General features: G+C 70.1%; 20 protein-coding genes and 1 tRNA gene. 8 read left to right on the top strand and 13 right to left on the bottom strand.

Annotated features, from left to right (window positions below; translation table 11 throughout):
* Positions 1-134: 134 nt before the first annotated feature.
* The 3 genes from AC1MGR_RS13020 to AC1MGR_RS13010 form a co-directional block, all read right to left on the bottom strand.
* Positions 135-2,297, bottom strand: a complete 2,163-nt coding sequence (locus AC1MGR_RS13020; protein ID WP_480231860.1) for a malate synthase G — start codon at positions 2,295-2,297, stop codon at positions 135-137.
* Positions 2,298-2,687: 390 nt separating this feature from the next.
* Positions 2,688-3,527 carry a bifunctional allantoicase/(S)-ureidoglycine aminohydrolase gene (locus tag AC1MGR_RS13015; RefSeq protein WP_480231859.1) on the bottom strand — a complete coding sequence of 280 codons (840 nt, stop codon included), beginning with the start codon at positions 3,525-3,527 and terminating at the stop codon, positions 2,688-2,690.
* A 73-nt stretch (positions 3,528-3,600) separates the two neighbouring features.
* Positions 3,601-4,911 carry a dicarboxylate/amino acid:cation symporter gene (locus tag AC1MGR_RS13010; RefSeq protein ID WP_108040483.1) on the bottom strand — a complete coding sequence of 437 codons (1,311 nt, stop codon included), beginning with the start codon at positions 4,909-4,911 and terminating at the stop codon, positions 3,601-3,603.
* A gap of 190 nt (positions 4,912-5,101) precedes the next feature.
* Between AC1MGR_RS13010 and AC1MGR_RS13005 the strand changes: the two genes are divergently transcribed.
* Both AC1MGR_RS13005 and AC1MGR_RS13000 read left to right on the top strand, forming a co-directional pair.
* Entirely contained in the window at positions 5,102-5,980 is an 879-nt protein-coding gene (locus tag AC1MGR_RS13005; RefSeq protein WP_480231858.1) for a LysR family transcriptional regulator, read from the top strand.
* Positions 5,981-6,145: 165 nt separating this feature from the next.
* Positions 6,146-6,370 (top strand): hypothetical protein, encoded by a 225-nt coding sequence (locus AC1MGR_RS13000; protein WP_480231857.1) that lies wholly within the window; start codon positions 6,146-6,148, stop codon positions 6,368-6,370.
* A 64-nt stretch (positions 6,371-6,434) separates the two neighbouring features.
* On the opposite strand, the gene AC1MGR_RS12995 is transcribed toward AC1MGR_RS13000, so the two are convergent.
* The 6 genes from AC1MGR_RS12995 to rfbC all read right to left on the bottom strand — a co-directional run bounded on the left by AC1MGR_RS12995 (position 6,435) and on the right by rfbC (position 10,592).
* Positions 6,435-6,508 (bottom strand) — tRNA-Gln (locus AC1MGR_RS12995).
* Between the two features lie 163 nt (positions 6,509-6,671).
* Positions 6,672-6,989, bottom strand: coding sequence for a hypothetical protein (locus AC1MGR_RS12990; RefSeq protein ID WP_108040412.1), 318 nt, complete (start codon positions 6,987-6,989; stop codon positions 6,672-6,674).
* Positions 6,990-7,057: 68 nt separating this feature from the next.
* Complete coding sequence (gene rfbA / locus AC1MGR_RS12985) at positions 7,058-7,948, bottom strand: glucose-1-phosphate thymidylyltransferase RfbA (RefSeq protein ID WP_480231856.1); 891 nt, start codon at positions 7,946-7,948, stop codon at positions 7,058-7,060.
* Complete coding sequence (gene rfbD, locus AC1MGR_RS12980) at positions 7,945-8,853, bottom strand: dTDP-4-dehydrorhamnose reductase (protein WP_480231855.1); 909 nt, start codon at positions 8,851-8,853, stop codon at positions 7,945-7,947. The genes rfbA and rfbD overlap by 4 nt, the downstream gene beginning before the upstream one ends.
* Positions 8,854-8,857: 4 nt before the next feature.
* Positions 8,858-9,949: a dTDP-glucose 4,6-dehydratase gene (rfbB, locus tag AC1MGR_RS12975; protein ID WP_108040418.1), complete on the bottom strand. Its 1,092-nt coding sequence runs from the start codon at positions 9,947-9,949 to the stop codon at positions 8,858-8,860.
* An 88-nt stretch (positions 9,950-10,037) separates the two neighbouring features.
* Positions 10,038-10,592 (bottom strand): dTDP-4-dehydrorhamnose 3,5-epimerase, encoded by a 555-nt coding sequence (gene rfbC, locus AC1MGR_RS12970; protein WP_480231854.1) that lies wholly within the window; start codon positions 10,590-10,592, stop codon positions 10,038-10,040.
* Between the two features lie 220 nt (positions 10,593-10,812).
* Here rfbC and AC1MGR_RS12965 point away from each other — a divergent pair, with 220 nt between their 5' ends.
* Complete coding sequence (locus AC1MGR_RS12965) at positions 10,813-11,391, top strand: hypothetical protein (protein ID WP_480231853.1); 579 nt, start codon at positions 10,813-10,815, stop codon at positions 11,389-11,391.
* Positions 11,392-11,412: 21 nt separating this feature from the next.
* Here AC1MGR_RS12965 and hpxZ read toward each other — a convergent pair whose 3' ends face one another.
* From hpxZ to AC1MGR_RS12945, 4 genes are all read right to left on the bottom strand, one after another.
* Positions 11,413-11,793 carry an oxalurate catabolism protein HpxZ gene (gene hpxZ, locus AC1MGR_RS12960; RefSeq protein WP_480231852.1) on the bottom strand — a complete coding sequence of 127 codons (381 nt, stop codon included), beginning with the start codon at positions 11,791-11,793 and terminating at the stop codon, positions 11,413-11,415.
* A gap of 11 nt (positions 11,794-11,804) precedes the next feature.
* Positions 11,805-13,199 (bottom strand): AtzE family amidohydrolase, encoded by a 1,395-nt coding sequence (locus AC1MGR_RS12955; protein WP_480234787.1) that lies wholly within the window; start codon positions 13,197-13,199, stop codon positions 11,805-11,807.
* Positions 13,200-13,213: 14 nt separating this feature from the next.
* Positions 13,214-13,414: a DUF4089 domain-containing protein gene (locus AC1MGR_RS12950; RefSeq protein WP_480231851.1), complete on the bottom strand. Its 201-nt coding sequence runs from the start codon at positions 13,412-13,414 to the stop codon at positions 13,214-13,216.
* 299 nt (positions 13,415-13,713) lie between these two features.
* Complete coding sequence (locus tag AC1MGR_RS12945; protein WP_480231850.1) at positions 13,714-14,388, bottom strand: cysteine hydrolase family protein; 675 nt, start codon at positions 14,386-14,388, stop codon at positions 13,714-13,716.
* A gap of 432 nt (positions 14,389-14,820) precedes the next feature.
* Between AC1MGR_RS12945 and AC1MGR_RS12940 the strand changes: the two genes are divergently transcribed.
* From AC1MGR_RS12940 to AC1MGR_RS12920, 5 genes are all read left to right on the top strand, one after another.
* On the top strand, positions 14,821-15,822 hold the full coding sequence (locus AC1MGR_RS12940) for a hypothetical protein (RefSeq protein ID WP_108040428.1): 1,002 nt from the start codon (positions 14,821-14,823) through the stop codon (positions 15,820-15,822).
* Between the two features lie 83 nt (positions 15,823-15,905).
* Complete coding sequence (locus AC1MGR_RS12935; RefSeq protein ID WP_480231849.1) at positions 15,906-17,279, top strand: 8-oxoguanine deaminase; 1,374 nt, start codon at positions 15,906-15,908, stop codon at positions 17,277-17,279.
* 1 nt (position 17,280) lies between these two features.
* On the top strand, positions 17,281-18,882 hold the full coding sequence (locus AC1MGR_RS12930; protein WP_480231848.1) for an ABC transporter ATP-binding protein: 1,602 nt from the start codon (positions 17,281-17,283) through the stop codon (positions 18,880-18,882).
* Positions 18,872-19,948 (top strand): ABC transporter permease, encoded by a 1,077-nt coding sequence (locus tag AC1MGR_RS12925; RefSeq protein ID WP_480231847.1) that lies wholly within the window; start codon positions 18,872-18,874, stop codon positions 19,946-19,948. The genes AC1MGR_RS12930 and AC1MGR_RS12925 overlap by 11 nt, the downstream gene beginning before the upstream one ends.
* Positions 19,945-20,871 (top strand): ABC transporter permease, encoded by a 927-nt coding sequence (locus AC1MGR_RS12920; protein WP_480231846.1) that lies wholly within the window; start codon positions 19,945-19,947, stop codon positions 20,869-20,871. Before AC1MGR_RS12925 ends, AC1MGR_RS12920 begins: the two co-directional genes overlap by 4 nt.
* The last annotated feature ends 6 nt before the right edge of the window (positions 20,872-20,877 follow it).

The following is a 20,877-nucleotide window of genomic DNA, read 5'->3' as shown; positions in this document are numbered from 1 at the left end:
GAGCGGCACGAGGGAGGTTTCCGTCCGGGGCGCAGACCCTGCGTGCCGCCCGCACCGGACCTGTCTCGGCTTCAGGCTCTGCCGAGACCGAGCCGAGCGCCACGGCACCCGGCGCGGGCGGACGGGAAGCCGGTCTAGCGGGCCGCCTTCGCGGCACGGCGGCGCTCGGTCAGGATCCATTCCGTGTAGCCGTTCGGCTGCTCGCGGCCCTTGAAGACGAGGTCGCAGGCCGCCTGGAAGGCCGGGCCGTCATAGTCGGGGGCCATGGGGCGGTAGAGCGGGTCGCCGGCATTCTGGCGATCGACCACCTTCGCCATCCGCTTGAGCGCCGTCATCACCTGCTCCTCGCTGACGACGCCGTGATGCAGCCAGTTCGCGATGTGCTGTGACGAGATCCGCAAGGTCGCTCGGTCCTCCATCAGCCCGACATCGTGGATGTCCGGCACCTTCGAGCAGCCCACCCCCTGGTCGATCCAGCGGACGACGTAGCCGAGGATGCCCTGGACGTTGTTGTCGATCTCCTGGGCCACGTCGTCGGGGGCGAAGTTCGAGCGGGCCAGCGGAATCTCGAGGATCTCGTCGAGGGCCGAGCGCGGACGGCGGGCGAGTTCCACCTGCCGGGCCCGCACGTCGGTCTCGTGATAGTGCAGCGCGTGCAGGGTCGCGGCGGTCGGCGACGGCACCCAGGCCGTGCTGGCGCCCGCCTTCGGGTGGGCGCCCTTCTGCATCAGCATGTCGGCCATGGCGTCGGGCGCCGCCCACATGCCCTTGCCGATCTGCGCGTGGTCGAGCAGGCCGCAGACGAGGCCGACATCGACGTTGTTCTCCTCGTAGCCCTTGATCCAGGGCGTCGCCTTCATGTCGTTCTTGCGAATGACCGGGCCGGCCTCCATCGCGGTGTGGATCTCGTCCCCCGTGCGGTCGAGGAAGCCGGTGTTGATGAACACGACCCGCTCGGCCGCCGCCGCGATGCAGGCGGCGAGGTTGACCGTGGTGCGGCGCTCCTCGTCCATGATGCCCATCTTGAGGGTGTTGGCCTCGAGACCCAGCATGGCCTCGACGCGCCCGAACAGCTCGACCGCGAAGGCGACCTCCTCGGGCCCGTGCATCTTCGGCTTGACGATGTAGACCGAACCGCGCCGGCTGTTGCGCAGGCCGGAATCCCCCTTGAGATCGTGGATCGCGATCATCGCGGTGACCGCGGCGTCGAGCATGCCCTCGGGGATCTCGCGGCCCTCGGCGTCGAGCACCGCGTCGGTATCCATGTGGTGGCCGACATTGCGCACGAGCATCAGGGAGCGGCCCGGCACCACCACCTCGCCGCCGTTCGGCGCGATGTAGTGCCGGTCGGGGTTGAGGCGCCGCTCCAGGGTGCGGCCATCCTTCTGGAGGGAGGCCGTCAGGGTCCCGTTCATCAGGCCGAGCCAGTTGCGGTAGACGACGACCTTGTCGTCGGCATCGACCGTGGCCACGGAATCCTCGAGGTCCATGATCGTCGAGACGGCCGATTCCAGCAGGATGTCGGCGACGCCGGACGCATCGAAGCGGCCGATCCGATGCGTCCGGTCGAGGACGACCTCGACGTGCAGTCCATGGTGCCTCAGGAGCAGGGAGGCGGGCATGCTGGCCCGGCCGCGATAGCCCACGAAGAGTTCCGGTCGCGCGAGCGGCACGGTCTCGCCGGTGTTCATGTTGCCGACGAGCCCGCCCTGCTCGACCGCATAGGTGACCACGTCGGCATGGCGGCCGCCGGCCAGCGGCACGAAGCGGTCGAGGTAGCTGCGGGCGCGGGTCACGACCCGGGCGCCGCGGGTGCGGTTGTAGCCGCCGCTGCGGATCGCGCCGCCCTCCTCCGAGACCGCATCGGTGCCGTAGAGGGCATCGTAGAGCGAGCCCCAGCGGGCATTGGCGGCATTGAGGGCGTAGCGGGCGTTCGAGACCGGCACGACGAGCTGCGGTCCCGCGATGCGGGCGATCTCGTCGTCGACGTTGTCCGTCCGCACTGACACCGGTCCGGGATCCGGCAGGAGATAGCCGATCTCCGTCAGGTACGCCTTGTAGGCCGCCGGATCGAAGGGCTTGCCGGCCCGCTCCCGGTGCCAGGCGTCGAGCTGCGCCTGGAGCGTATCGCGCTTGGCCAGCAGGGCCCGGTTCTTCGGCGTCAGGTCGCGCACGATCGCGCCGAGGCCGCCCCAGAACACCTCGGGCGAGATGCCGGTCCCGGGCAGCGCCTCCTCCGCAACGAAGTCGTACAGCACGCGGGCGACGGCGAGGCCGCCAATATCCATTCGATCCATCTTCGATCCATTCACGGAAGGTTTGCGGTGGAATGCCACCGGCCGCGGTCGGAGCCAACCGCTGATGTCGACCGCCCGTTCTCGAATCCTCGCGCCGGGTGTTCCGGAGCCCGACAACGTCCCTGCGGCCGTCATCTCGGCGAGAGCCGCCCGCACCGGGGTACGGGCGGCTCCGAACCGGCTTCCGCAGGGGCACGCAATAGACGCGCCGAGCGATCTCGACAAACCCGGTGGGTTGCCGGCCCGGGAGGCCGTACCCCGGCTCCGGGGCGCCGATGACCGCTCAGGGGTGCGGTGGGCGATCCTCCTGATCGCGGCCCGGGCGCGACGATGCAGACCGGGATCGGCCGCGGGCGGCAGGGCGCCCCGTCGCGCCCTGCCCTGCGCCGCTCATCGGCTGCCCCGGCCGGGTGCGAGCGCGGGGTGTCGGTTGACGTCCTTGTAGAGGAGGTAGCGGAAGGGTCCGGGTCCGCCGGCGTAGCAGGCCTGGGGGCAGTAGGCGCGCAGCCAGAGGAAGTCGCCGGCCTCGACCTCGACCCAGTCGCGGTTGAGGCGGTAGACGGCCTTGCCCTCGAGCACGAAGAGGCCGTGCTCCATGACGTGGGTTTCCTCGAAGGGGATGGAGGCGCCCGGGCGCAGGGCGACGATGTTGACGTGCAGGTCGTGGCGCAGGTCGTCGGGGGGGACGAAGCGGGTGGTGGTCCAGGCGCCGTCGGTGCCGGGCATGGGCACGGGGGTGGCGGCGGTCTCGTGGGTGACGAAGGCGGGGGGCACCTCGAGGCCGGGCACGCGGGTGTAGGCCTTGCGGATCCAGTGGAAGCGGGCTGGACCGGGTCCGTCGTTGCGCAGGCTCCAGGTGGTGCCGGGGGGCAGGTAGGCGTAGGCGCCGGGGGTGAGGGCGTGGGCCTGTCCGTCGCAGACGAGGCGGGCCTGGCCCGCGACGAGGAAGAGCACGGCCTGGGCCTCGGGGTCGGGCTCGGGCCGCTCGCTGCCGCCGCCAGGGGCGAGGGTGACGAGGTACTGGGCGAAGGTCTCGGCGAAGCCCGAGAGGGGTCGGGCGAGCATCCAGACCTGGGCGTGGTCCCAGAAGGGCAGCGCGGAGGTGACGATGTCACTCATCACGCCCCGGGGGATGACGGCGTAGGCCTCGGTGAACACGGCCCGGCCGGTCATCAGCGCGGTCTGGGGCGGCAGGCCGCCGCAGGGCGGGTGGTAGGGCGAGGGGGTCATCCAGAGCGCTCCGTGTCGGGCAAGTACCAGGCGAGTATCGGGCAAGTAGCGGGCAGGTGTCGGGGGATCGCCGTCAGGCCGAACGCGGCTCCGCGACAGGGGCGTCGAGGATCGCGGCCGTGTCCGTCGTGACGTGGCCGTCGAGGACGCGCCGGGCCTGCGCCCGGTCGATGTCGCCTTCCCAGGCGGCGATCACCACCGTCGCCACGCAGTTGCCGATCAGGTTGCCGAGGGCGCGGGCGATGCCGACGAACCAATCGATCGACAGCACGAGCACCAGTCCGATGACGGGAATTTCCGGGACGGCCGACAGGGTGGCGGCCAGCACGACGATGGCCGAGCCGGGCACCCCGTGCGCGCCCTTCGAGGTCAGGAGCGCGATGCCGAGGATCAGCATCAGGTGGCCGAAGGAGAGATCCGTGTTGGTGGCCTGGGCGATGAACACCGTGGCCAGGGTCAGGTAGAGCGAGAAGGCATCGAGGTTGAACGAGTATCCGGTCGGGATCACGAGGCCGACGGTCGAATCCTTGATGCCGAGCCGCTCCAGCTTGCGCATCACCTGCGGCAGCACGCAGTCCGAGGAGGCGGTGCCGGCGACGACGGTCAGCTCTTCGCGCAGGTAGGCGAGCAGCTTGAGGATGCTGAAGCCGGCCAGACGCAGGATGCCGCCGAGCACCACGAAGACGAAGAACGCCACGCCCGCGTAGAACAGCACCACCAGCATGCCGAGCTGCTTGAGCGAGCCGACGCCGTACTTGCCCACCGTGAAGGCGACGGCGCCGAGCACGCCGAGGGGGGCGAGCCTGACGATGAAGCCGATGATCTTGAACAGGACCTCGGTGATGCGCTCCAGGCTGTCGGCCAGCGGTTTTCCGCGCTCGCCCAGGAGAGACAGACCGGAGCCGAACAGGATCGCGATGATGAGAACCTGCAGGATATCGCCCTTGGCGAAGGCGTCGACCAGCGTGGTCGGAATGAGCTTCATCAGGAAGTCGACGGTGCCGGTGACCTGGCCGACCCGCTCGGTGTAGCCGGCGATCGACTTCGCATCGAGGGTCGCCACATCGACGTTCATGCCGTGGCCGGGGGCGAACGCGTAGGCGAGGACGAGGCCGAGCACGAGGGCGAGGGTCGTCACCGCCTCGAAGTAGATCAGGGATTTGAGCCCAACGCGACCGACCTTGCGCAGGTCGCCGGCACCGACGATGCCGTGAACGACGACGCCGAAGACGAGGGGTGCGATCGCCATCTTGATCAGCTTGATGAAGCCATCGCCGAGCGGCTTCAACGTGACTGCGATGTCGGGCCAGACCATGCCCAGGACGATGCCGAGCACCAGGGCAGCGACGACCTGCCCGAACAACGACGCGAAGAACCGCTTCATCATATCCCCCGTACCTCGTCGCGCCGTTCCACGCCCCGACACAATGTCGTCCGCGCCGCAGGAGGCTTTTCAGCATTATCGTGCTTGTGCGCCTGGATATGCCGACTGCGACGGCACCATGTTGCTCGGATATTGAGACGTCAAATATTTCATATGTCTTGATTGATATTTTTTCGATATGATTGGTGTCATGGAACTCCGACACCTCCGCTACTTCGCGGCTGTCGCCCGGCATCTCAGCTTCACCGCCGCCGCCGAGAGCCTCGGTGTCGCCCAGCCGCCCTTGAGCCAGCAGATTCGCGACCTCGAGGCGGAGGTCGGCACCGCGCTGTTCGAACGGACGACGCGTCGCGTGACATTGACACGGGCGGGCACCGACTTCCTCGCGCAGGCGCTCGACATCCTGGACAAATCCGGCGAAGCCATCGGGCGGGCGCGGGCCATCGGTGCCGGTGCGGCCGGCATCGTCAATGTCGGCCTGACGGGATCGATGCTGGCCGGTCCCCTCGGGCGCGCCATCCGCGACTTCTCGGTCGCCTATCCCGACGTCGACCTGCGGATTCACGAGATGTCGCCGGACCGCCAGATCTCGATGCTGAAGGCGGGAGAGACCGATATCAGCTTCCTGCGCAGCCCACCCCCGGACCTCGACCTCGCCAGCGAACGGGCCTGGTGCGAGACCGTCACCCTCGTCCTGCCGAAGGGCCACCACCTGGCCAGGATGCCGGCGGTCGACCTCGCCGATCTGAGCCGCGAGCGGTTCGTGTTCCTGCGGCTCTCGGATTCGCTGTTCGCCAAGTACCTCTGGGAGTGCTGCGTCGCAGCCGGCTTCACCCCGAACATCACCCATCAGGTCGTCGAAGCCGCGTCGTTGACGAGCCTCGTCGCGACCGGGCTCGGGATCGCCATCATTCCCGAATTCGTCGCCCGCCTGGCGCACGCGGACGTCGTCTACAAACCCATCAGGGGGAAACCGATCCACGCCGACGTCTATGCCCTGTGGCCGAGAGAGAAGGCCGGGCCTTTGATCGGCAATTTTCTGGAACTGGTTCGCTCGGCGAGACTGTAACCTGCGGCGCATGGCTCTCGGCAGGATCGCTATCGCCGACGTCCTCGCCTCCGGATCCCGCTTGTCCCAGGGCCAGGGTTCCGCGTCGCCGCGATGGGATGGCCCCGTGCCCGGTTTCAGCGTCGGCGTGGGTGCCACTCCGATCCGGGACTGGACCGGCGTCGCGTGCTGAGCCTCCCCCAGTTCGGAGGGGCTGCAACGCAGGCCGCATACCCGGCCTGGACCCTCGAGCATCCGCGCACGGAACGGCCGCCGGTCGTTTGCCGCGATGCCTGGAGGGCGAAACGTACGACACTGACCGGGCACGCGCTGCGCGACGTGCGATCGATCCTGGAGATCCAAGACCTGCTCCGCCACCTGGCGCTGGCCAGCAGGAATCTCGAAATCTGAACGGCTTTTCCCAACCGGGCCTAGCGATTCTCGATCTGAAGAAGATTAACTGTCGTTAATTCAGTGGCTGGGGGACCAGGATTCGAACCTGGACTAGAGGAGTCAGAGTCCACTGTTCTACCGTTAAACTATCCCCCAACATCCTCGCGTGGCACGAGGCAGGATCCGGTTGTTCGTCTACGCGCTGCCGATGGCTGGCGGTGGAGACCCGTTCCGTTCCGGTGCAGGGGCGATAGCATGGCTTTCCGGACCGACGCAAGCCCACATCTGAACGCCCGCCCGTGAGGCGATTCGTGCTGCCTCAGGCGCTGCCCGGCGGTTCCGACCGGGCCTCGATCATGCCGAGGGTGCGCAGGATCGCCAGGGCGACGATCTCGCAATCGGTGTCCCCCTCGGGAGTGGCCGGGAGGATCGCCACGGTGCTGACTTCGTCGTCCGTCAGGAACCCGACCACCACCTTGTAGACATCGCCCTCCGGGGCGCCCTCGTCGTGGACGAGGCAGACCCGGCAGCCATGCGCCTCGCCGTACACGCGCTGGGTCAGGACCTGGACGCGACGGGGATCGGCTTGTTCCGTGCGGCGCGGGGCGCCGAAGGTGGGGCGAATGATGTTGTCCATTTTCGCTCCTATACCCGACCGCCCCCGCTTCGGGGAGGCCCCTGCCCGCTATCCGCCGTATGGGCTCTTCATCGGACGAGGCGGCCGGTCTGGTCTTCCTGGGCGAGCTTGAGCAGGTTCTGGCCGTAGGCGGTCTTGGCGAAGAGCTTGCCGCGGGCGATGAGCTGGTCCTTGCCGATGAAGCCCTGCAGGTAGGCGATCTCCTCCAGGCAGGCCACCTGCAGGCCCTGGCGGTGCTGGAGCGTGCGTACGAACTCGGCCGCCTCCAGCAGGCTGTCATGGGTGCCCGTGTCGAGCCAGGCATAGCCGCGGCTCATCCGCTCCACGTGCAACTGCCCGCGTTCGAGGTAGGCCTCGTTGACGCTGGTGATCTCGAGCTCGCCCCGGGCCGAGGGCCTGACCGCCGCGGCGATGTCGAGGACCTGGTTGTCGTAGAAGTACAGCCCCGTCACCGCCCAGGGGCTCTCGGGCTCGATCGGCTTCTCGACGAGCCGCAGGGGTCGCCCGTCCGGGTCGAGGGTCACCACGCCGTAGGCCGAGGGATCGTCGACGTGGTAGGCGAACACCGTGGCGCCGCTCTCGCGCGCCCGGGCCCTGCGCAGCATCTCGCTCATGCCCGAGCCGAAGAACAGGTTGTCGCCGAGCACCAGGGCGACGCTGTCGTGGCCCACGAAGTCGCGCCCGATCAGGAAGGCCTGGGCCAGGCCCTCCGGCCGGGGCTGGATCGCGTAGCTGAAGGACAGCCCGAACTGCTCGCCGGTGCCGAACAGGCGCTTGTAGTTGTCCAGGTGCTCGGGCGAGGAGATGATCAGGATCTCGCGGATGCCCGCCAGCATCAGTACCGAGACCGGATAGTAGATCATCGGCTTGTCGTAGACCGGCAGCAGCTGCTTGTTGATCGACAGCGTGGCCGGGTGCAGGCGCGTGCCCGTGCCGCCGGCCAGAACGATCCCCTTCATGCCTGTGTCTCCGTCGTTGTCCGTTCCGGGCCGACCAGCCGGTCGAGGATGTCGTCGAGGGCATCTGCCCAGGGGCGCGGCTTCAGGCCGTAGGCGGCCGTCAGGCTCGCGGTCGACAGCACCGAATGGGCCGGGCGCCGCGCCGGGGTCGGGAAGGCGTGGGTGGGGATGGCGTTGACCGGCACGGAACGGCCGCCGCGCCGGGCTGCACCCGCCATGATGGCGCGGGCAAAGCCGCACCAGGTGGTGGCGCCCGCATTGACGAAGTGATGCGTGCCCGTGGGCGCGCCGGGATCGCGGGCCAGCGCCTGGGCGATCACCGCCAGGCCGGCGGCGAGGTCGCCCGCGCTCGTCGGGCTACCGTGCTGGTCGTCGACCACGCTGAGGCGCTCGCGCTCGGCGGCGAGGCGCAGCATCGTCTTGACGAAGTTGCCCCGGTGCGGGCTCACCACCCAGGCGGTGCGGATGATGGCGTGGCGCGGGTTGGCGCTGCGCACCGCGATCTCGCCGGCGGCCTTGCTGGCGCCGTAGACGCTCTGCGGGTCGATCGGCGTATCGGGGGTGCAGGGGGCCTCGGTGCGACCGTTGAAGACATAGTCGGTGGAGACGTGGACGAGGGGGATGCCGGCCCGGGCGGTGGCGGCGGCCAGGAGCGCCGGCGCCACCGCGTTCAGGGTCCAGGCCGCGGCGATCTCGCTCTCGGCCTTGTCCACGGCGGTGTAGGCGGCCGCGTTGACCACCGCCCCGTAGGGGCGCGCGCTCAGGGCCGCCGCGATCGCGGCGGCGTCCGTGACGTCGAGCGCCGTGCGGCTCGGGGCGTGCAAGCGGGTGCCCGCCTCCCAGAGCGCGGGTGCCTGCAGCTCGGTGCCGACCTGGCCGGCGCCGCCGAGGATGAGGATGTCCATGGGCTCAGGTGCTCTGGGTGGGAGGAGCGCCTTGCGCGGGAGGAACACCCTGGCCGAGACCGAGGCGCTCGCCGGTGTAGCGGCCCTCGCGGATCGGGCGCCACCAGGCCTCGTTGGCGAGGTACCAGCGCACGGTCTCCTCCAGGGCCCGCTCGAAGTCCTTGGTCGGATGCCAGCCGAGCTCGGCCTCGGCCTTGGACGGGTCGATGGCGTAGCGCCGGTCGTGGCCGGGCCGGTCGGTGACGTAGGTGATCAGCCGGTCGTGGGGGGCCTGCTCCGGGCGCAGGCGGTCGAAGGCGGCGCAGAGCGCCTTGACGACGCCGAGGTTGTTGCGCACCGCGCGTCCGCCCAGGAGGTAGGTCTCGCCGATCCGCCCCTTCTCCAGCACCGCCACGAGGCCGCGGGCATGGTCCTCCACGTGGATCCAGTCGCGCTCGTTCAGGCCGTCGCCGTAGACGGGCAGCGGCCTGCCCTCGAGGGCGTTGAGGATCATCAGGGGGATGAGCTTCTCGGGGAAGTGCCGCGGGCCGTAGTTGTTCGAGCAGTTCGTCACCAGGACCGGCAGGCCATAGGTCTCGTGCCAGGCGCGGGCCAGGTGGTCGGAGGCCGCCTTGGAGGCCGAGTAGGGCGAGCGCGGGTCGTAGCGGCTCGCTTCCGTGAAGAAGCCGTCGGGCGGCAGCGAGCCGTAGACCTCGTCGGTGGAGACGTGCAGGAAGCGGAAGGCCGCCTTGGCCTCGCCGGCGAGCCCGTCCCAGTGGCTGCGGGCCCCGTCGAGCATGACCTGGGTGCCGACCACGTTGGTGCGGATGAAGGCACCCGGATCGGTGATCGAGCGGTCGACGTGGCTCTCGGCGGCCAGATGCATCACGGCCTCGGGCCGGAAGTCGGCGTAGAGGGCGTGCACGGCTTTTGGGTCGCAGATGTCGGCCTCGACGAGGCGGTGGCGCGGGTTGCCCGCGAGCGGCTGGAGCGAGATCGGGTTGGCCGCGTAGGTCAGCGCATCGAGCGTCGCCACGTCGTGTCCGAGGTCCTGCACCAGATGCAGGACCAGGGCCGATCCGATGAAACCGCAGCCGCCCGTCACCAAGATGCGCATGGGATGAAAGGTCTTTCGTGTGGTCGGATCGGGTGGACGATCGGATGATGCAGCGGGACCGCTCCGGTTGTATCCCACCGCAAGAGCTTCAGAAAAGTGGTGGAAGATCGGCGAGGCGCGGGGCGACCCGGTCCTTGGCCGAGAGCTGGGCCTCCGCCTCCGTCACCGGCCAGTCGATGCCGAGCGCCGGATCGTTCCAGAGCAGGCCGCCATCGTGCTCGGGGCTGTAGACCCCGCCGGCGACCTTGTAGGCCACCATGGTGTCGGGCTCCAGGGTGCAGAAGCCGTGCCCGAAGCCGATCGGGATGTAGAGCTGCTCGCCGGCTTGCGCGTCGAGGCGCACGGCCACGTGCCGGCCGAAGGTGGGCGAGGCACGCCGCAGGTCGACGGCCACGTCCAGGATGGCGCCGGAGAGCACCCGGATGAGCTTGCCCTGGGCCATGGGGGGGCACTGGAAATGCAGGCCGCGCACGGTGCCGCGCGGGGCGGAGAAGGACTGGTTGTCCTGGACGAAGACATCCGCGATGCCGGCCCGGGCCAGGATGTCCGCCCGGTACGTTTCCGAGAACCAGCCCCGCGCGTCGCCGAAGCGCGTCGGCACCACCCGCCGGACCGCCGGAATGTGCGTCTCAATCACCTGCATGGCCGGAAGACCTCAAGATCACGAAGCTGTCCCGTCCTTGGCAAGTCTAAATCCCAGGCTGTCAAGGATCGGAGGGGGATTTTCGAAAGGGCCGCGATGCGGCGGAGCCACCCGGAGCCGGCGGCCCTGTTTCCGACACAGGACTCCGCGACAGGGGACGGCGTTGGATGTTGACGGACCACCGCCTCGGCTCGGGGGAGGATCCGGACGGAAAGTATCGATGATCGCCATTCAGATCATATCCGGAACGTTCGGCGCCGGGCCGGGGTCTTACGAATTCGGCGTCTTCGGGCTGCCCGATGGAAGCCTGCGCGGGATCGAGGACCTGGAGGCCTTGACGCTCGCGCCGCCGGAGCAGGCGGTGCCGCGGCGCACCGGGATCGCCCGGGGCTTGCGGGAGGCCCTGGTGGCCACCGGTCCCCTGCCGAACCCGCTCGGCCTCGCCGCCTCCCTCATGCATGCCGGCCTCGACGTCCTCGGGGGCGACGCGCAGCCGGCCTGGTCCGTCGAGCTTCGATTCCGTGATGGCGTCCACGCCATCATCCGGACCGATGGCGAGACGGCCGCGCAGATTGAGCGGGACCGGGAGGTGGTGCGGCGCGCCAGCCTGCGCCTGTCGTCGCCCAGCCCTGCGGAATCGCCGGCCGAGACGCGGCCTCCGATGCACGAAGAGGCGGAGGGCGAGGCCGCCTCAAACGACGTGTCCGTGCCCGACGGGCAGAGCCTGGCCTCCCTCTTCGCCTACGAGAAGCGCGGAGGCCGCGTGCGCCGCCTGTCCAAGGCACTGGACGGCGCTTGATCCCCCGCGATAGGGGGGAGATCAGCCCGTGATGATGCTGACATGGGCCGCGACGACCTTCCAACCGTCGGGGAAGCGGATCCAGGTCTGACTCTGGCGTCCGATGCGGCCCGGGGCGCTCGACCGGGTGAACAGTGTCATGGCGATCCCGGTATCGGGCCCGTAGGTGGTGAGCACCGTGTCCTTCAGGTCGCGCGCTAGGCCCTCGGGTGACCGTGCCCGACGGAAGGCGCGGATTGCCTCCATGCCGTAGAGGTTCTCGGCCCCGCCGTAGCGGATCGTGCGCGGATCATCGTGGAACAGGGCCTCCAGCGTCGGAACGTCGTTGCCCACCAGGGCCGCCTCATAGGCCGCGAAGGCGGCCTCCACCTCGGCCTTCACGGCCGGATCGTCGATGATCATCGCGGTCTCGCTCACAGGTTCGCCACGGGCGCGCGGACGACGCCGTCCCGCTCCAGCTGGTGCGCCACGCGCAGGGCGTGGTCCTCGCGCCAGGGCGCGGCGATGACCTGGACGCCGAGGGGCAGGCCGTCGTCCAGGCGCACGGGCACCGCGACCACCGGCAGGCCGATGAAGGAGATCGGCTGGGTGAACACCCCGATATTGGCCCGCACCGGCAGGGTCACCCCATCGAGAACGAAGGTGGCCTGCCCCGAGCGGGGCGCGCGGCAAGGCGTGGCGGGAGCCAGGATCACGTCGACCTCGCGGAACAGCGCGAGGACGGCGGACCGGTACCAGCGGCGGAAGCGCTGCGCCCGCTCGACCAGCGGGGCCGGGATCATCGCCCCGGCAATCAGCCGGTCGCGCACCGCCGGATCGAAATCCTCTCCCCGGGTCCGCAGACGGTCCAGATGGAGCGCGGCTCCTTCGGCCGCCGTGATGAGGTAGGCCGCGGCCCGGGCGCGGGCCGCCTCCGGAATCTCGATGCTGCGTGTGACGCCGAGGGCCCGGGCGATGGCGGTCACCGCCGCGAACGCCTCGGCGTCGCCACCGCGGGCGAAGTAGCCGCCCGCCACCGCGACGCGCAGGTTCCCGAGCCCGTCGCCGAGGTGCGTCAGGGTCGGCTCAGCGGGTCGCGTCGTGGCCACTGGATCGTCCGGGTCCGGCCCCTGCATGACATCGTAGCTCAGGGCGAGGTCCGTGACGCTGCGCGCCATGGGGCCGACATGGTCGAGGCTGCCCACGAACGGAAAGCTGCCGGCCCGCGTCAGGCGGCCATAGGTGGGTTTGAGGCCGAAGCAGCCGCAGAAGGTGGAGGGGACGCGGATCGAGCCGTTGGTGTCGGAGCCGAGGGCGATCGGCACCAGCCCGGCTCCGACGGCCCCTCCCGAGCCCCCGGACGAGCCGCCGGACATGTGGCCGAGATCGTGCGGGTTCCGGGTCGGTCCATCGTGGACGTTCTCGCCGGTGAAATCGTAGGCGTACTCACCCATGTTGAGGCCGCCGACGAGGATCGCGCCCGCCGCCTCGAGGCGGCGCACCAGGGCGCCGTCGCGCTCCGCCGGGGCCCGATCGCGGTTGATCTTCGCACCGGCCCGGGTGGGCAGGCCGGCGATGTCGAACAGGTTCTTGACCGCGAAGGGGACGCCGGCCAGCGGCCCCAGGGGCTCGCCCCGACCCCGGGCCGCATCCAGGACCTCGGCGCGGGCCTGGGCACGGGCGGGGAGAATGTCCGTGAAGGCGTTCACCGCGCCGTCGACCCGCGCGATCCGCGCCAGGGTCGCGGCGACGTTCGCGCGGGCGCTGGTGGTCCCATCCCGAAACGCCGTCGCCAGCGCCTCGGCCGTCATCGTGCTCGGATCATGCATCGTGTCCGGACCGCTCATGCTTCGTAGACCGGGGCGGCATCCGCCTCGTCGGGCAGGGAAAACTCGGCCACGTGCGCGGCGGCGGCCCGCAGCACCGCGAGGTTGCTGCCGACGGCCCCGATCCAGGCCGGATCGAGGGGGATGGCGAGCAGTCCGGCCGCCGCCTCGATGTAGGCGTCGAGGCCACCGGCCGGTGGATCGTTGCGCTCCGACATGCGCTGTCTCCTGAGGATGCGGCGTATCCGCGTGAGGATGATCCCGGCCGAGAGGTCTATCGAGCCGGCCCGGCGAGACGGGGCGAGATGGACAAAGGTGCCGCGTCGTCGGGGCCGGAAGCAAGCGTCAGGCCGTACCACGGCGCAGGATTGGCGCCTTCGCCCCCCGCGCGAGACCGGGTTTTGCCGGTCGCGTCCCGTCGACGCCGGTGCGCGGGCCGGGCCGATCCTCCGGCCCTTCGGGACCGCGCGCCGCGGGCCGCGGGCCCGAACCCGATCCGTCCGGTGTCGGCCGGCCCTCAGGACGTGCCGCCCAGGGCCGCGATCACCGCCGCCGAGGAGGAGACCCAGCCGAAGATGCCGCCTTGCGCCGCGATCATCGCGAGGCCGACCCGATGGAATTCGGGGAAGTAGGAGGCGCAGCCATCCCCGATCGCGACGCAGCGATAGCCGCGGTCGTTGCCCTCGCGGATCGTGGTGTGCACGCAGACCTCGGTGGTGACGCCGCACACGAGCAGCGTCGCGATGCGGCGGGCAGCCAGGACCGCACCGAGATCCGTGGCGTAGAAGGCGCCCTTCCCCGGCTTGTCGATGACCACCTCGCCCCGCATCGGTGCCAGGGCGGGAACGATGCCGTGGCCCGGCTCGCCCCGGATCAGGATGCGGCCCATCGGGCCCGGCGCACCGATGCGTGCGCTGGGCTCGCCCCGCTCCAGCTTGGCCGGCGGCGCGTCGGACAGGTCCGGCTTGTGGCCCTCCCGCGTATGCACGACCAGAAGCCCGGCGGCCCGGGCCGCGGCGAGGACGGCCCGGATCGGCGACACGGCGGCCTGGAGCAGCGACACGTCGTTGCCCAGGCTTTCGCCGAAGCCGCCCGGCTCCAGAAAATCGCGCTGCATGTCGATCACCACCAGCGCGGTCGTCGCCGGATCGATCGTCAGGGGGGCGGGCTCGGCCGCGAGGAGGTGGGGCATGCCGGGACACCGGGCCGGAGGAGCGTCGGCGCGACGGATGCAAGGGCCGGGCGACCGCCGCGAATCTACGGAGGATGATGGCGGCGGGATCGACGATGGGCACGCCCAAATTCTTCGCGATGCTGCATCGTTCCGATGCAGGCCGGGGACCGATCGGGTGCCGTACCCCGCCTGACTCGCCAGGGTGCGATGCCTGGACCGGCGCGCGGGGCCGGTGTCCGGCCGGTGCGTTCCGGCTACCGCGCGCTCGGACCACGCAGGAAGAGGCAATGGCACGAATTTCTCTCTGCTTCCGTGCCCTTGCGCCGCCGGCCGCGCCTCTGAGTGTTGCAGAATTACGCCGGTCGCGGGAGACCCCTCCGTGGCGATCGCCCCTGGCACATCGGTTGCTGCGTGGCCGGCAACCGGGCGTCCAAGCCCCTGGGGGACGTTATGACCATCACAGCATTCCTGCGGCCCCTGTCGGCCGTCGCCCTGGGCTTTGCCGCCCTCGCGCCCGCCCTGGCCGCGGACCTGAAGTCCGAGAAGGCACCGATCGCGCCCGCGGAGGTTCCGTCGTCGTTCTTCCTGTTCTCGGACACGCAGGTGAGCTACCGCTATCAGTTCCCGGCGGCCAACCCGGGCAGCCAGGTGCAGCGGGCCGACGGCAGCTTCCGCAACCAGGACGCCCCCAAGCACATCCTCAACATCTCCCACGCCGATGCCTGGGCATACGGCACGAACTTCTTCTCCCTCGACATCCTGAAATCGGGCGCCCAGTTCCCGGCCGGCAGAACCGACGGCTTCGGTGTGCCGACCTTCTACGATTACGGGAATACCGAGGCCTACGGCCTCTATCGCGGCACCCTCAGCCTCAACGCGCTGACCGGCACCAAGGCCTTCGTCGTGCCGGGCATCATCAAGGACGTCTCGCTCGCCTTCGGCTTCGACGCCAACGCGCAGAACGACGCCTTCGGCTCCAAGAAGCGCGACGTGGTGGGTGGCCTGAACTTCGCTTTCGACGTCCCGGTGGGCTTCCTCAACGCCTCGGTTCACGCCTACAAGGAGTGGAATCGCAACGGCTTCAACGTCGCGCCCAACCGAGACGTCAGCTTCGACACGGTGCCCGAGTTCGAGATCGTCTATAACTTCCCGCTGGCCTTCACGGGCCTCCCCCTGAGCATCGCCGGCTTCAACAACATCGTGCTGCCCAAGGGGCGGGGCGTGAACGATCCGGGGGCGTTCGCCTTCAACCCGAAGACGGGCCTGGAATTCCTCTCGCGGACCAACCTGGTTCTCGATGTCGGCAAGCTGATCTACGATCAGCCCAACCGGGTCGATGTGTTCATCGGGTTCCAGTACTGGCACAACAAGTTCGGCAACATCGAGCGGGCCAACTTCAAGGGTACCGAGGAAAAGAGCTTCCTCGCCGGCGTCGCCTTCCACGTGTTCTAGGGACCGGGTATCGCGCTTCGGCCAATCCTCGGTCACGATTCATGATGCCGCCATGGGACGACAGCCCGTGGGGATCTCGGGAGATGACGGACAGAATGGCCGAGTCGAGCCCATCGAAGCGTCTCTGGATCCGCAATCCGTTGGCGATCCTGGCACCGGAAGCCGGCGGCGGCCTCGTCATCGAGGGCACCCGCATCGTCGAGCGGGTGCGGTCCGGGGCGACGCCCGCTGCGCCTGTGGACGAGACCTTCGACGCCAGCCGGCACGTGGTCATCCCGGGGCTCGTCAATACCCACCACCACTTCTTCCAGACGCTGACCCGTGCCCATCCGGTGGCGATCAACAAGCCGCTCTTCCCGTGGCTGAAGGCGCTCTACACCGTATGGGACAAGATCACCCCCGAGGCGTTCCGGCTTGCGACCCGGCTCGCCTATACCGAACTGCTGCTCTCCGGCTGCACCACGGCCGGCGATCACCATTACCTCTTCCCGAGAGGGCTGGAATCCTCCGTCGATATCCAGGTCGAGGAGGCTGGGCCGCTCGGGATCCGCGCCTTCGTCACCCGCGGCTCGATGAGCCTATCCGAGCGCGATGGCGGCCTGCCGCCGGAATGCCTGACCCAGGACGACGACACCATCCTGGCCGACAGCGAGCGGGTGCTGCGCCTGTTCCACGACCCGAAGCCCGGCGCGATGGTGCAGATCGGACTGGCCCCCTGCTCGCCCTTCAACGTGACGAAGCGGCTGATGCGCGAGAGCGCGGCGCTGGCCGAGCGCCACGATTGTCGACTGCACACCCATCTCGGCGAGACCCTGGACGAGGACCGCTACTGCGTCGAGATGTTCGGCCAGCGCCCGGTGGACTACCTCGAGGAGGTGGGCTGGATGGGCCCGCGCACCTGGCTCGCCCACGGCATCCACTTCAACGACGCCGAGGTAAAGCGCCTCGGGGCAGCCGGCGTCGGCGTGTGTCACTGCCCGACCTCGAACATGACGCTGGCCTCCGGCCAGTGCCGGACCTGCGAGCTGGAGGCGGCGGGCAGCCCCGTCGGCCTCGGGGTCGACGGTTCGGCCTCGAACGACAGCTCCAACCTGATGGAGGGCGTCCGCCACGCCCTGATGATCAACCGTCTGACCTACGGGGCCGAGGCCGTGACCCATCTCGACGCCCTGCGCTGGGCGACGGAGGGCTCCGCCGCCTGTCTCGGACGGTCCGATATCGGCCGGATCGCGGAGGGCTGCGAGGCGGATCTGGCGCTGTTCACCCTCGACGACCTGCGCTTCTCCGGTGCGCACGATCCGCTGGCCGCCCTCGTGCTCTGCGGCGCACATCGGGCCGACCGGGTGATGGTGGCAGGCGCCTGGCGCGTGATCGACGGCCAGCCCCTGGGGATCGAGACCGGACAGCTGCGCGAGGCCCACTCCCATCTCGCACGCACCCTGTTCGGAACGCTCTAGGATGACCCCGGTCGTTCCCCCGGCCCGTACGGAGGGGCCGACGCCCCTGTTCGGCGCCTACGGCATCGTCAAGCGCTTCGGCGACTTCACGGCCAATGATGGGATCGACCTGGAAATCCGGGCCGGCGAGATCCACGCCCTGCTGGGCGAGAACGGCGCCGGCAAGTCGACCCTGATGAAGATCCTCTACGGGCTTTTGGAGCCCTCCGAGGGGGTCGTGACGCATCGCGGCGACATCGTGCGGCTCGCCAATCCGGAGGCGGCCCGGGCGCTGGGCATCGGCATGGTGTTCCAGCACTTCTCCCTGTGCGAGAACCTGACGGTCGCCGAGAACATCGCCCTGGTCATGCCCCGGTCCTTGAGCGGACGAGGCCTGAAGGCACGCATCGCTGCGGTCGGCGCTACCTACGGGCTGCACCTCGACCCCGACCGGCCCGTCTGGTCGCTCTCGGCCGGCGAGCGCCAGCGCATCGAGATCATCCGCTGCCTGCTGCAGGACCCGCACCTCGTGATCCTGGACGAGCCGACTTCGGTGCTGACGCCCGGCGAGGCGGACCTGCTGTTCGGCGTGCTGGAGCGCCTGCGCGACGAGGGCCGGGCGCTGCTCTACATCTCCCATCGCCTGGACGAGGTGCGACGGCTCTGCGCGCGCGCCACCATCCTGCGCGGCGGCCGGGTTGTGGGAACCTGCGACCCGCGAACCGAGACCGCCCGGTCGCTCGCCGCCATGATGGTCGGGGTGCAGGTGGGCGAGGTGACGCCGCCCGCCGGAGAGGCAGCCGGACCGGAGCGCCTCGTCCTGTCCGGGCTCACCCTCTCCGCTCCCGGCCTGCACGGCACCGCCCTGAACCGCGTTTCGCTCAGCGTGCGCGGCGGCGAGATCGTTGGCATCGCGGGGATCGCCGGCAACGGGCAGGCGGAGCTGTTCGACGCCCTCTCGGGCGAAGCCCTGGCGCCCGAGCCCGGCATGGTGCGGTTCGACGGGGTGATGTCCGGGCGCCTCGGCATCACGGCGCGACGGCGGGGCGGCGCCGGCTTCGTGCCGGAGGAGCGCAACGGCCACGGTGCGGCCCCGACCCTGAGCCTGTCCGACAATGCGATCCTGTCGCGGCACGCCACGGCCGGACTGAGCCGCTTCGGATTCCTGCGCCGCGCTGCCGCGAGATCCCTCGCCCGCGCCGTCATCGACACCTTCGACGTGCGCAAGGCGGGGCCCGATCCCGCCGCCGGCACCCTGTCGGGCGGCAACCTGCAGAAGTACCTGATGGGGCGCGAGATCCTGGCCGAGCCCGGCATCCTCGTGGTCAACCAGCCGACCTGGGGCGTCGATGCCCTGGCCGCCGCCCACATCCGGCAGGCCCTCCTCGACCTGGCGGGGCGCGGTGCCGCCGTGCTGGTGATGAGCCAGGATCTCGACGAACTGTTCGAGATCGCCGGGCGGATCGCGGTGCTGCACGACGGCACCCTGTCGCCGGCCGTACCGACGGGCGAGACCACGCGGGAGACCCTGGGCCTGCTCATGGGTGGGGCGGAGCCGGCGGCTGTCCCGCCACAGATATCGATCGTCGCGGATGCCCCCCGGGTGCCCACCCATGCGCATTGACCTGACGCCGCGGGCCAACCGCTCGGCCCTGATGGAGGCGCTCTCGCCCGTCCTGGCCTTCCTGGCCGCCCTGGTGGTCGGCGGCTTCGTAGTGGCCGCCCTGGGCCGCTCCCCGGCTGCCGCCTTCGTCACCTACTTCGTGGCGCCCTTGAGCGAGGTCTGGTCGCTGCAGGAGGTGGCCCTCAAGGCCGCGCCGCTCGCCCTCATCGCCACGGGCCTCGCCTTCTGCTTTCGTGCCAACGTCTGGAATATCGGGGCGGAGGGGCAGTTCGTCATGGGTGGCCTGTTCGGCGGCTGGATCGGCGTCGCCACGCACGGGGCCACCGGCAACACCGCCTGGGTTCTACCCCTGATGCTGGTCGTCGGGACACTCGCCGGCCTGCTCTACGCGCTGATTCCCGCCCTGTTGAAGGTTCGGCTCGGGGTCTCGGAGATCCTGACCAGCCTGATGCTGGTCTACGTCGCCGAACTGCTGCTCGACTACATGGCGCGGGGGCCCTTGCGCGATCCGGCCGGCTTCAATTTTCCCCAGAGCGTCGCCTTCGACGAGGCCGCACGTCTGCCTTACCTGATGGAGGGCGACACCCTGCACGCCGGCGTGGCCATCGCGCTGGCGGTCCTCGTCCTCGCCTCCCTGGTGCTTGCCCGCACCCTGTTCGGCTTCACCGTACGGGTGGTGGGCGCGAGCCCGCGCGCGGCGCGCTTCGCCGGCTTCAGCGATGCGCGCCTGACCCTGGCGGTCTTCGCCGTCTCCGGCGCGGCCGCGGGCTTGGCGGGCATCTCCGAGGTCGCGGGCAGGATCGGCCAGCTCCAGCCCTCGATCTCGCCCGGCTACGGGTTCACCGCCATCATCGTCGCGTTCCTGGGACGGCTCTCCCCAGTGGGAATCCTGGTCGCCGCCCTCGTCATCGCGTTGACCACCATCGGTGGCGAGGGCGCACAGATCGACCTGAAGCTGCCCCTCGACCTCACGCGCGCGTTCCAGGGCCTGCTCCTCGCCCTGGTGCTCGGGGCCGACGCCTTGTCGCGCTACAGGGTCCGCCTCGTGCCGGGAGTGGCCGCGTGAGCCTCGACATCCTGCAGATGGTGCTCGTCACCGTCATCGCCGCGGCCACGCCCCTGATGATCGCGGCCCTGGGCGAACTCGTCGCCGAGCGGGCGGGTGTCCTCAACCTCGGCGTCGAGGGCATGATGGTGCTGGGCGCGGCCACCGGCTTCGCGGTGGCGGTGGAGACCGGGTCGACGCTGGTGGGCGCCGCGGCCGGGGCCGGGGCGGGCCTCGCCCTCTCGGCCCTGTTCGGGCTTCTCACCGTGGTCCTGAGCGCCAATCAGGTCGCCTCCGGCCTCGCCATGACGATCCTCGGCCTGGGTCTCTCGGGCCTCGTGGGTGCGTCCTATGTCGGCCTGAAGCGCGAGCCGGCGCCGCATCTCGCCCTGCCGGGCCTCTCGGACCTCCCCGGCATCGGGCGCCTGCTCTTTGGGCAGGACGCCTTCGTCTACCTCGCCTTCGCGCTGGCGGCAGGGGTATGGTGGTTCCTCTGGCGCACCCGCTCCGGCCTGGTCCTGCGGGCCATCGGCGACGACCACACCGCGACCCATGCCCTCGGGCTCCAGGTCCGCAAGGTCCGGTTCCTCGCCGTGCTGTTCGGGGGCGCCTGCGCGGGTCTCGCCGGGGCCTACCTGTCCCTGTCCTACACCCCGTTCTGGGCGCCCGCGATGACGGCCGGACGGGGCTGGATCGCCCTCGCCCTCGTGGTCTTCGCCTCTTGGCGCCCGTTCCGGGTGCTGGCGGGCGCGATGCTGTTCGGGGGCGCCACGGTGCTCCAGCTCAACGCCCAGGCCGCCGGCATCGGCCTTCCGGGACAGCTCCTCTCCGCCCTGCCCTACCTCGCCACCATCCTGGCCCTGGTCTTGCTCTCCCTCGGCAGGCGCCAGGGCGGCTCCCTCGCCCCGGCATCGCTCGGCCGGGTCTTCACCCCGCACCGGTAGGCGTGC

This window comes from Methylobacterium sp. BI1, assembly GCF_056680125.1.
This window is presented reverse-complemented; position numbering and strand designations above follow the sequence as displayed.

Excerpts from the sequence above, each read along its gene's own strand:
- hpxZ (WP_480231852.1), bottom strand. The coding sequence starts at position 11,793 with ATGATCATCGACGATCCGGCCGTGAAGGCCGAGGTGGAGGCCGCCTTC.
- AC1MGR_RS12965 (WP_480231853.1), top strand. The coding sequence starts at position 10,813 with ATGATCGCCATTCAGATCATATCCGGAACGTTCGGCGCCGGGCCGGGG.
- AC1MGR_RS13015 (WP_480231859.1), bottom strand. The coding sequence starts at position 3,527 with ATGACCCCCTCGCCCTACCACCCGCCCTGCGGCGGCCTGCCGCCCCAG.
- AC1MGR_RS12945 (WP_480231850.1), bottom strand. The coding sequence starts at position 14,388 with ATGCCCCACCTCCTCGCGGCCGAGCCCGCCCCCCTGACGATCGATCCG.
- rfbD (WP_480231855.1), bottom strand. The coding sequence starts at position 8,853 with ATGGACATCCTCATCCTCGGCGGCGCCGGCCAGGTCGGCACCGAGCTG.
- AC1MGR_RS12940 (WP_108040428.1), top strand. The coding sequence starts at position 14,821 with ATGACCATCACAGCATTCCTGCGGCCCCTGTCGGCCGTCGCCCTGGGC.
- AC1MGR_RS12955 (WP_480234787.1), bottom strand. The coding sequence starts at position 13,199 with ATGCATGATCCGAGCACGATGACGGCCGAGGCGCTGGCGACGGCGTTT.
- AC1MGR_RS12930 (WP_480231848.1), top strand. The coding sequence starts at position 17,281 with ATGACCCCGGTCGTTCCCCCGGCCCGTACGGAGGGGCCGACGCCCCTG.
- AC1MGR_RS12935 (WP_480231849.1), top strand. The coding sequence starts at position 15,906 with ATGACGGACAGAATGGCCGAGTCGAGCCCATCGAAGCGTCTCTGGATC.
- AC1MGR_RS12925 (WP_480231847.1), top strand. The coding sequence starts at position 18,872 with ATGCGCATTGACCTGACGCCGCGGGCCAACCGCTCGGCCCTGATGGAG.
- AC1MGR_RS13010 (WP_108040483.1), bottom strand. The coding sequence starts at position 4,911 with ATGAAGCGGTTCTTCGCGTCGTTGTTCGGGCAGGTCGTCGCTGCCCTG.
- rfbC (WP_480231854.1), bottom strand. The coding sequence starts at position 10,592 with ATGCAGGTGATTGAGACGCACATTCCGGCGGTCCGGCGGGTGGTGCCG.
- AC1MGR_RS12990 (WP_108040412.1), bottom strand. The coding sequence starts at position 6,989 with ATGGACAACATCATTCGCCCCACCTTCGGCGCCCCGCGCCGCACGGAA.
- AC1MGR_RS12950 (WP_480231851.1), bottom strand. The coding sequence starts at position 13,414 with ATGTCGGAGCGCAACGATCCACCGGCCGGTGGCCTCGACGCCTACATC.
- rfbB (WP_108040418.1), bottom strand. The coding sequence starts at position 9,949 with ATGCGCATCTTGGTGACGGGCGGCTGCGGTTTCATCGGATCGGCCCTG.
- AC1MGR_RS13020 (WP_480231860.1), bottom strand. The coding sequence starts at position 2,297 with ATGGATCGAATGGATATTGGCGGCCTCGCCGTCGCCCGCGTGCTGTAC.
- rfbA (WP_480231856.1), bottom strand. The coding sequence starts at position 7,948 with ATGAAGGGGATCGTTCTGGCCGGCGGCACGGGCACGCGCCTGCACCCG.
- AC1MGR_RS13005 (WP_480231858.1), top strand. The coding sequence starts at position 5,102 with ATGGAACTCCGACACCTCCGCTACTTCGCGGCTGTCGCCCGGCATCTC.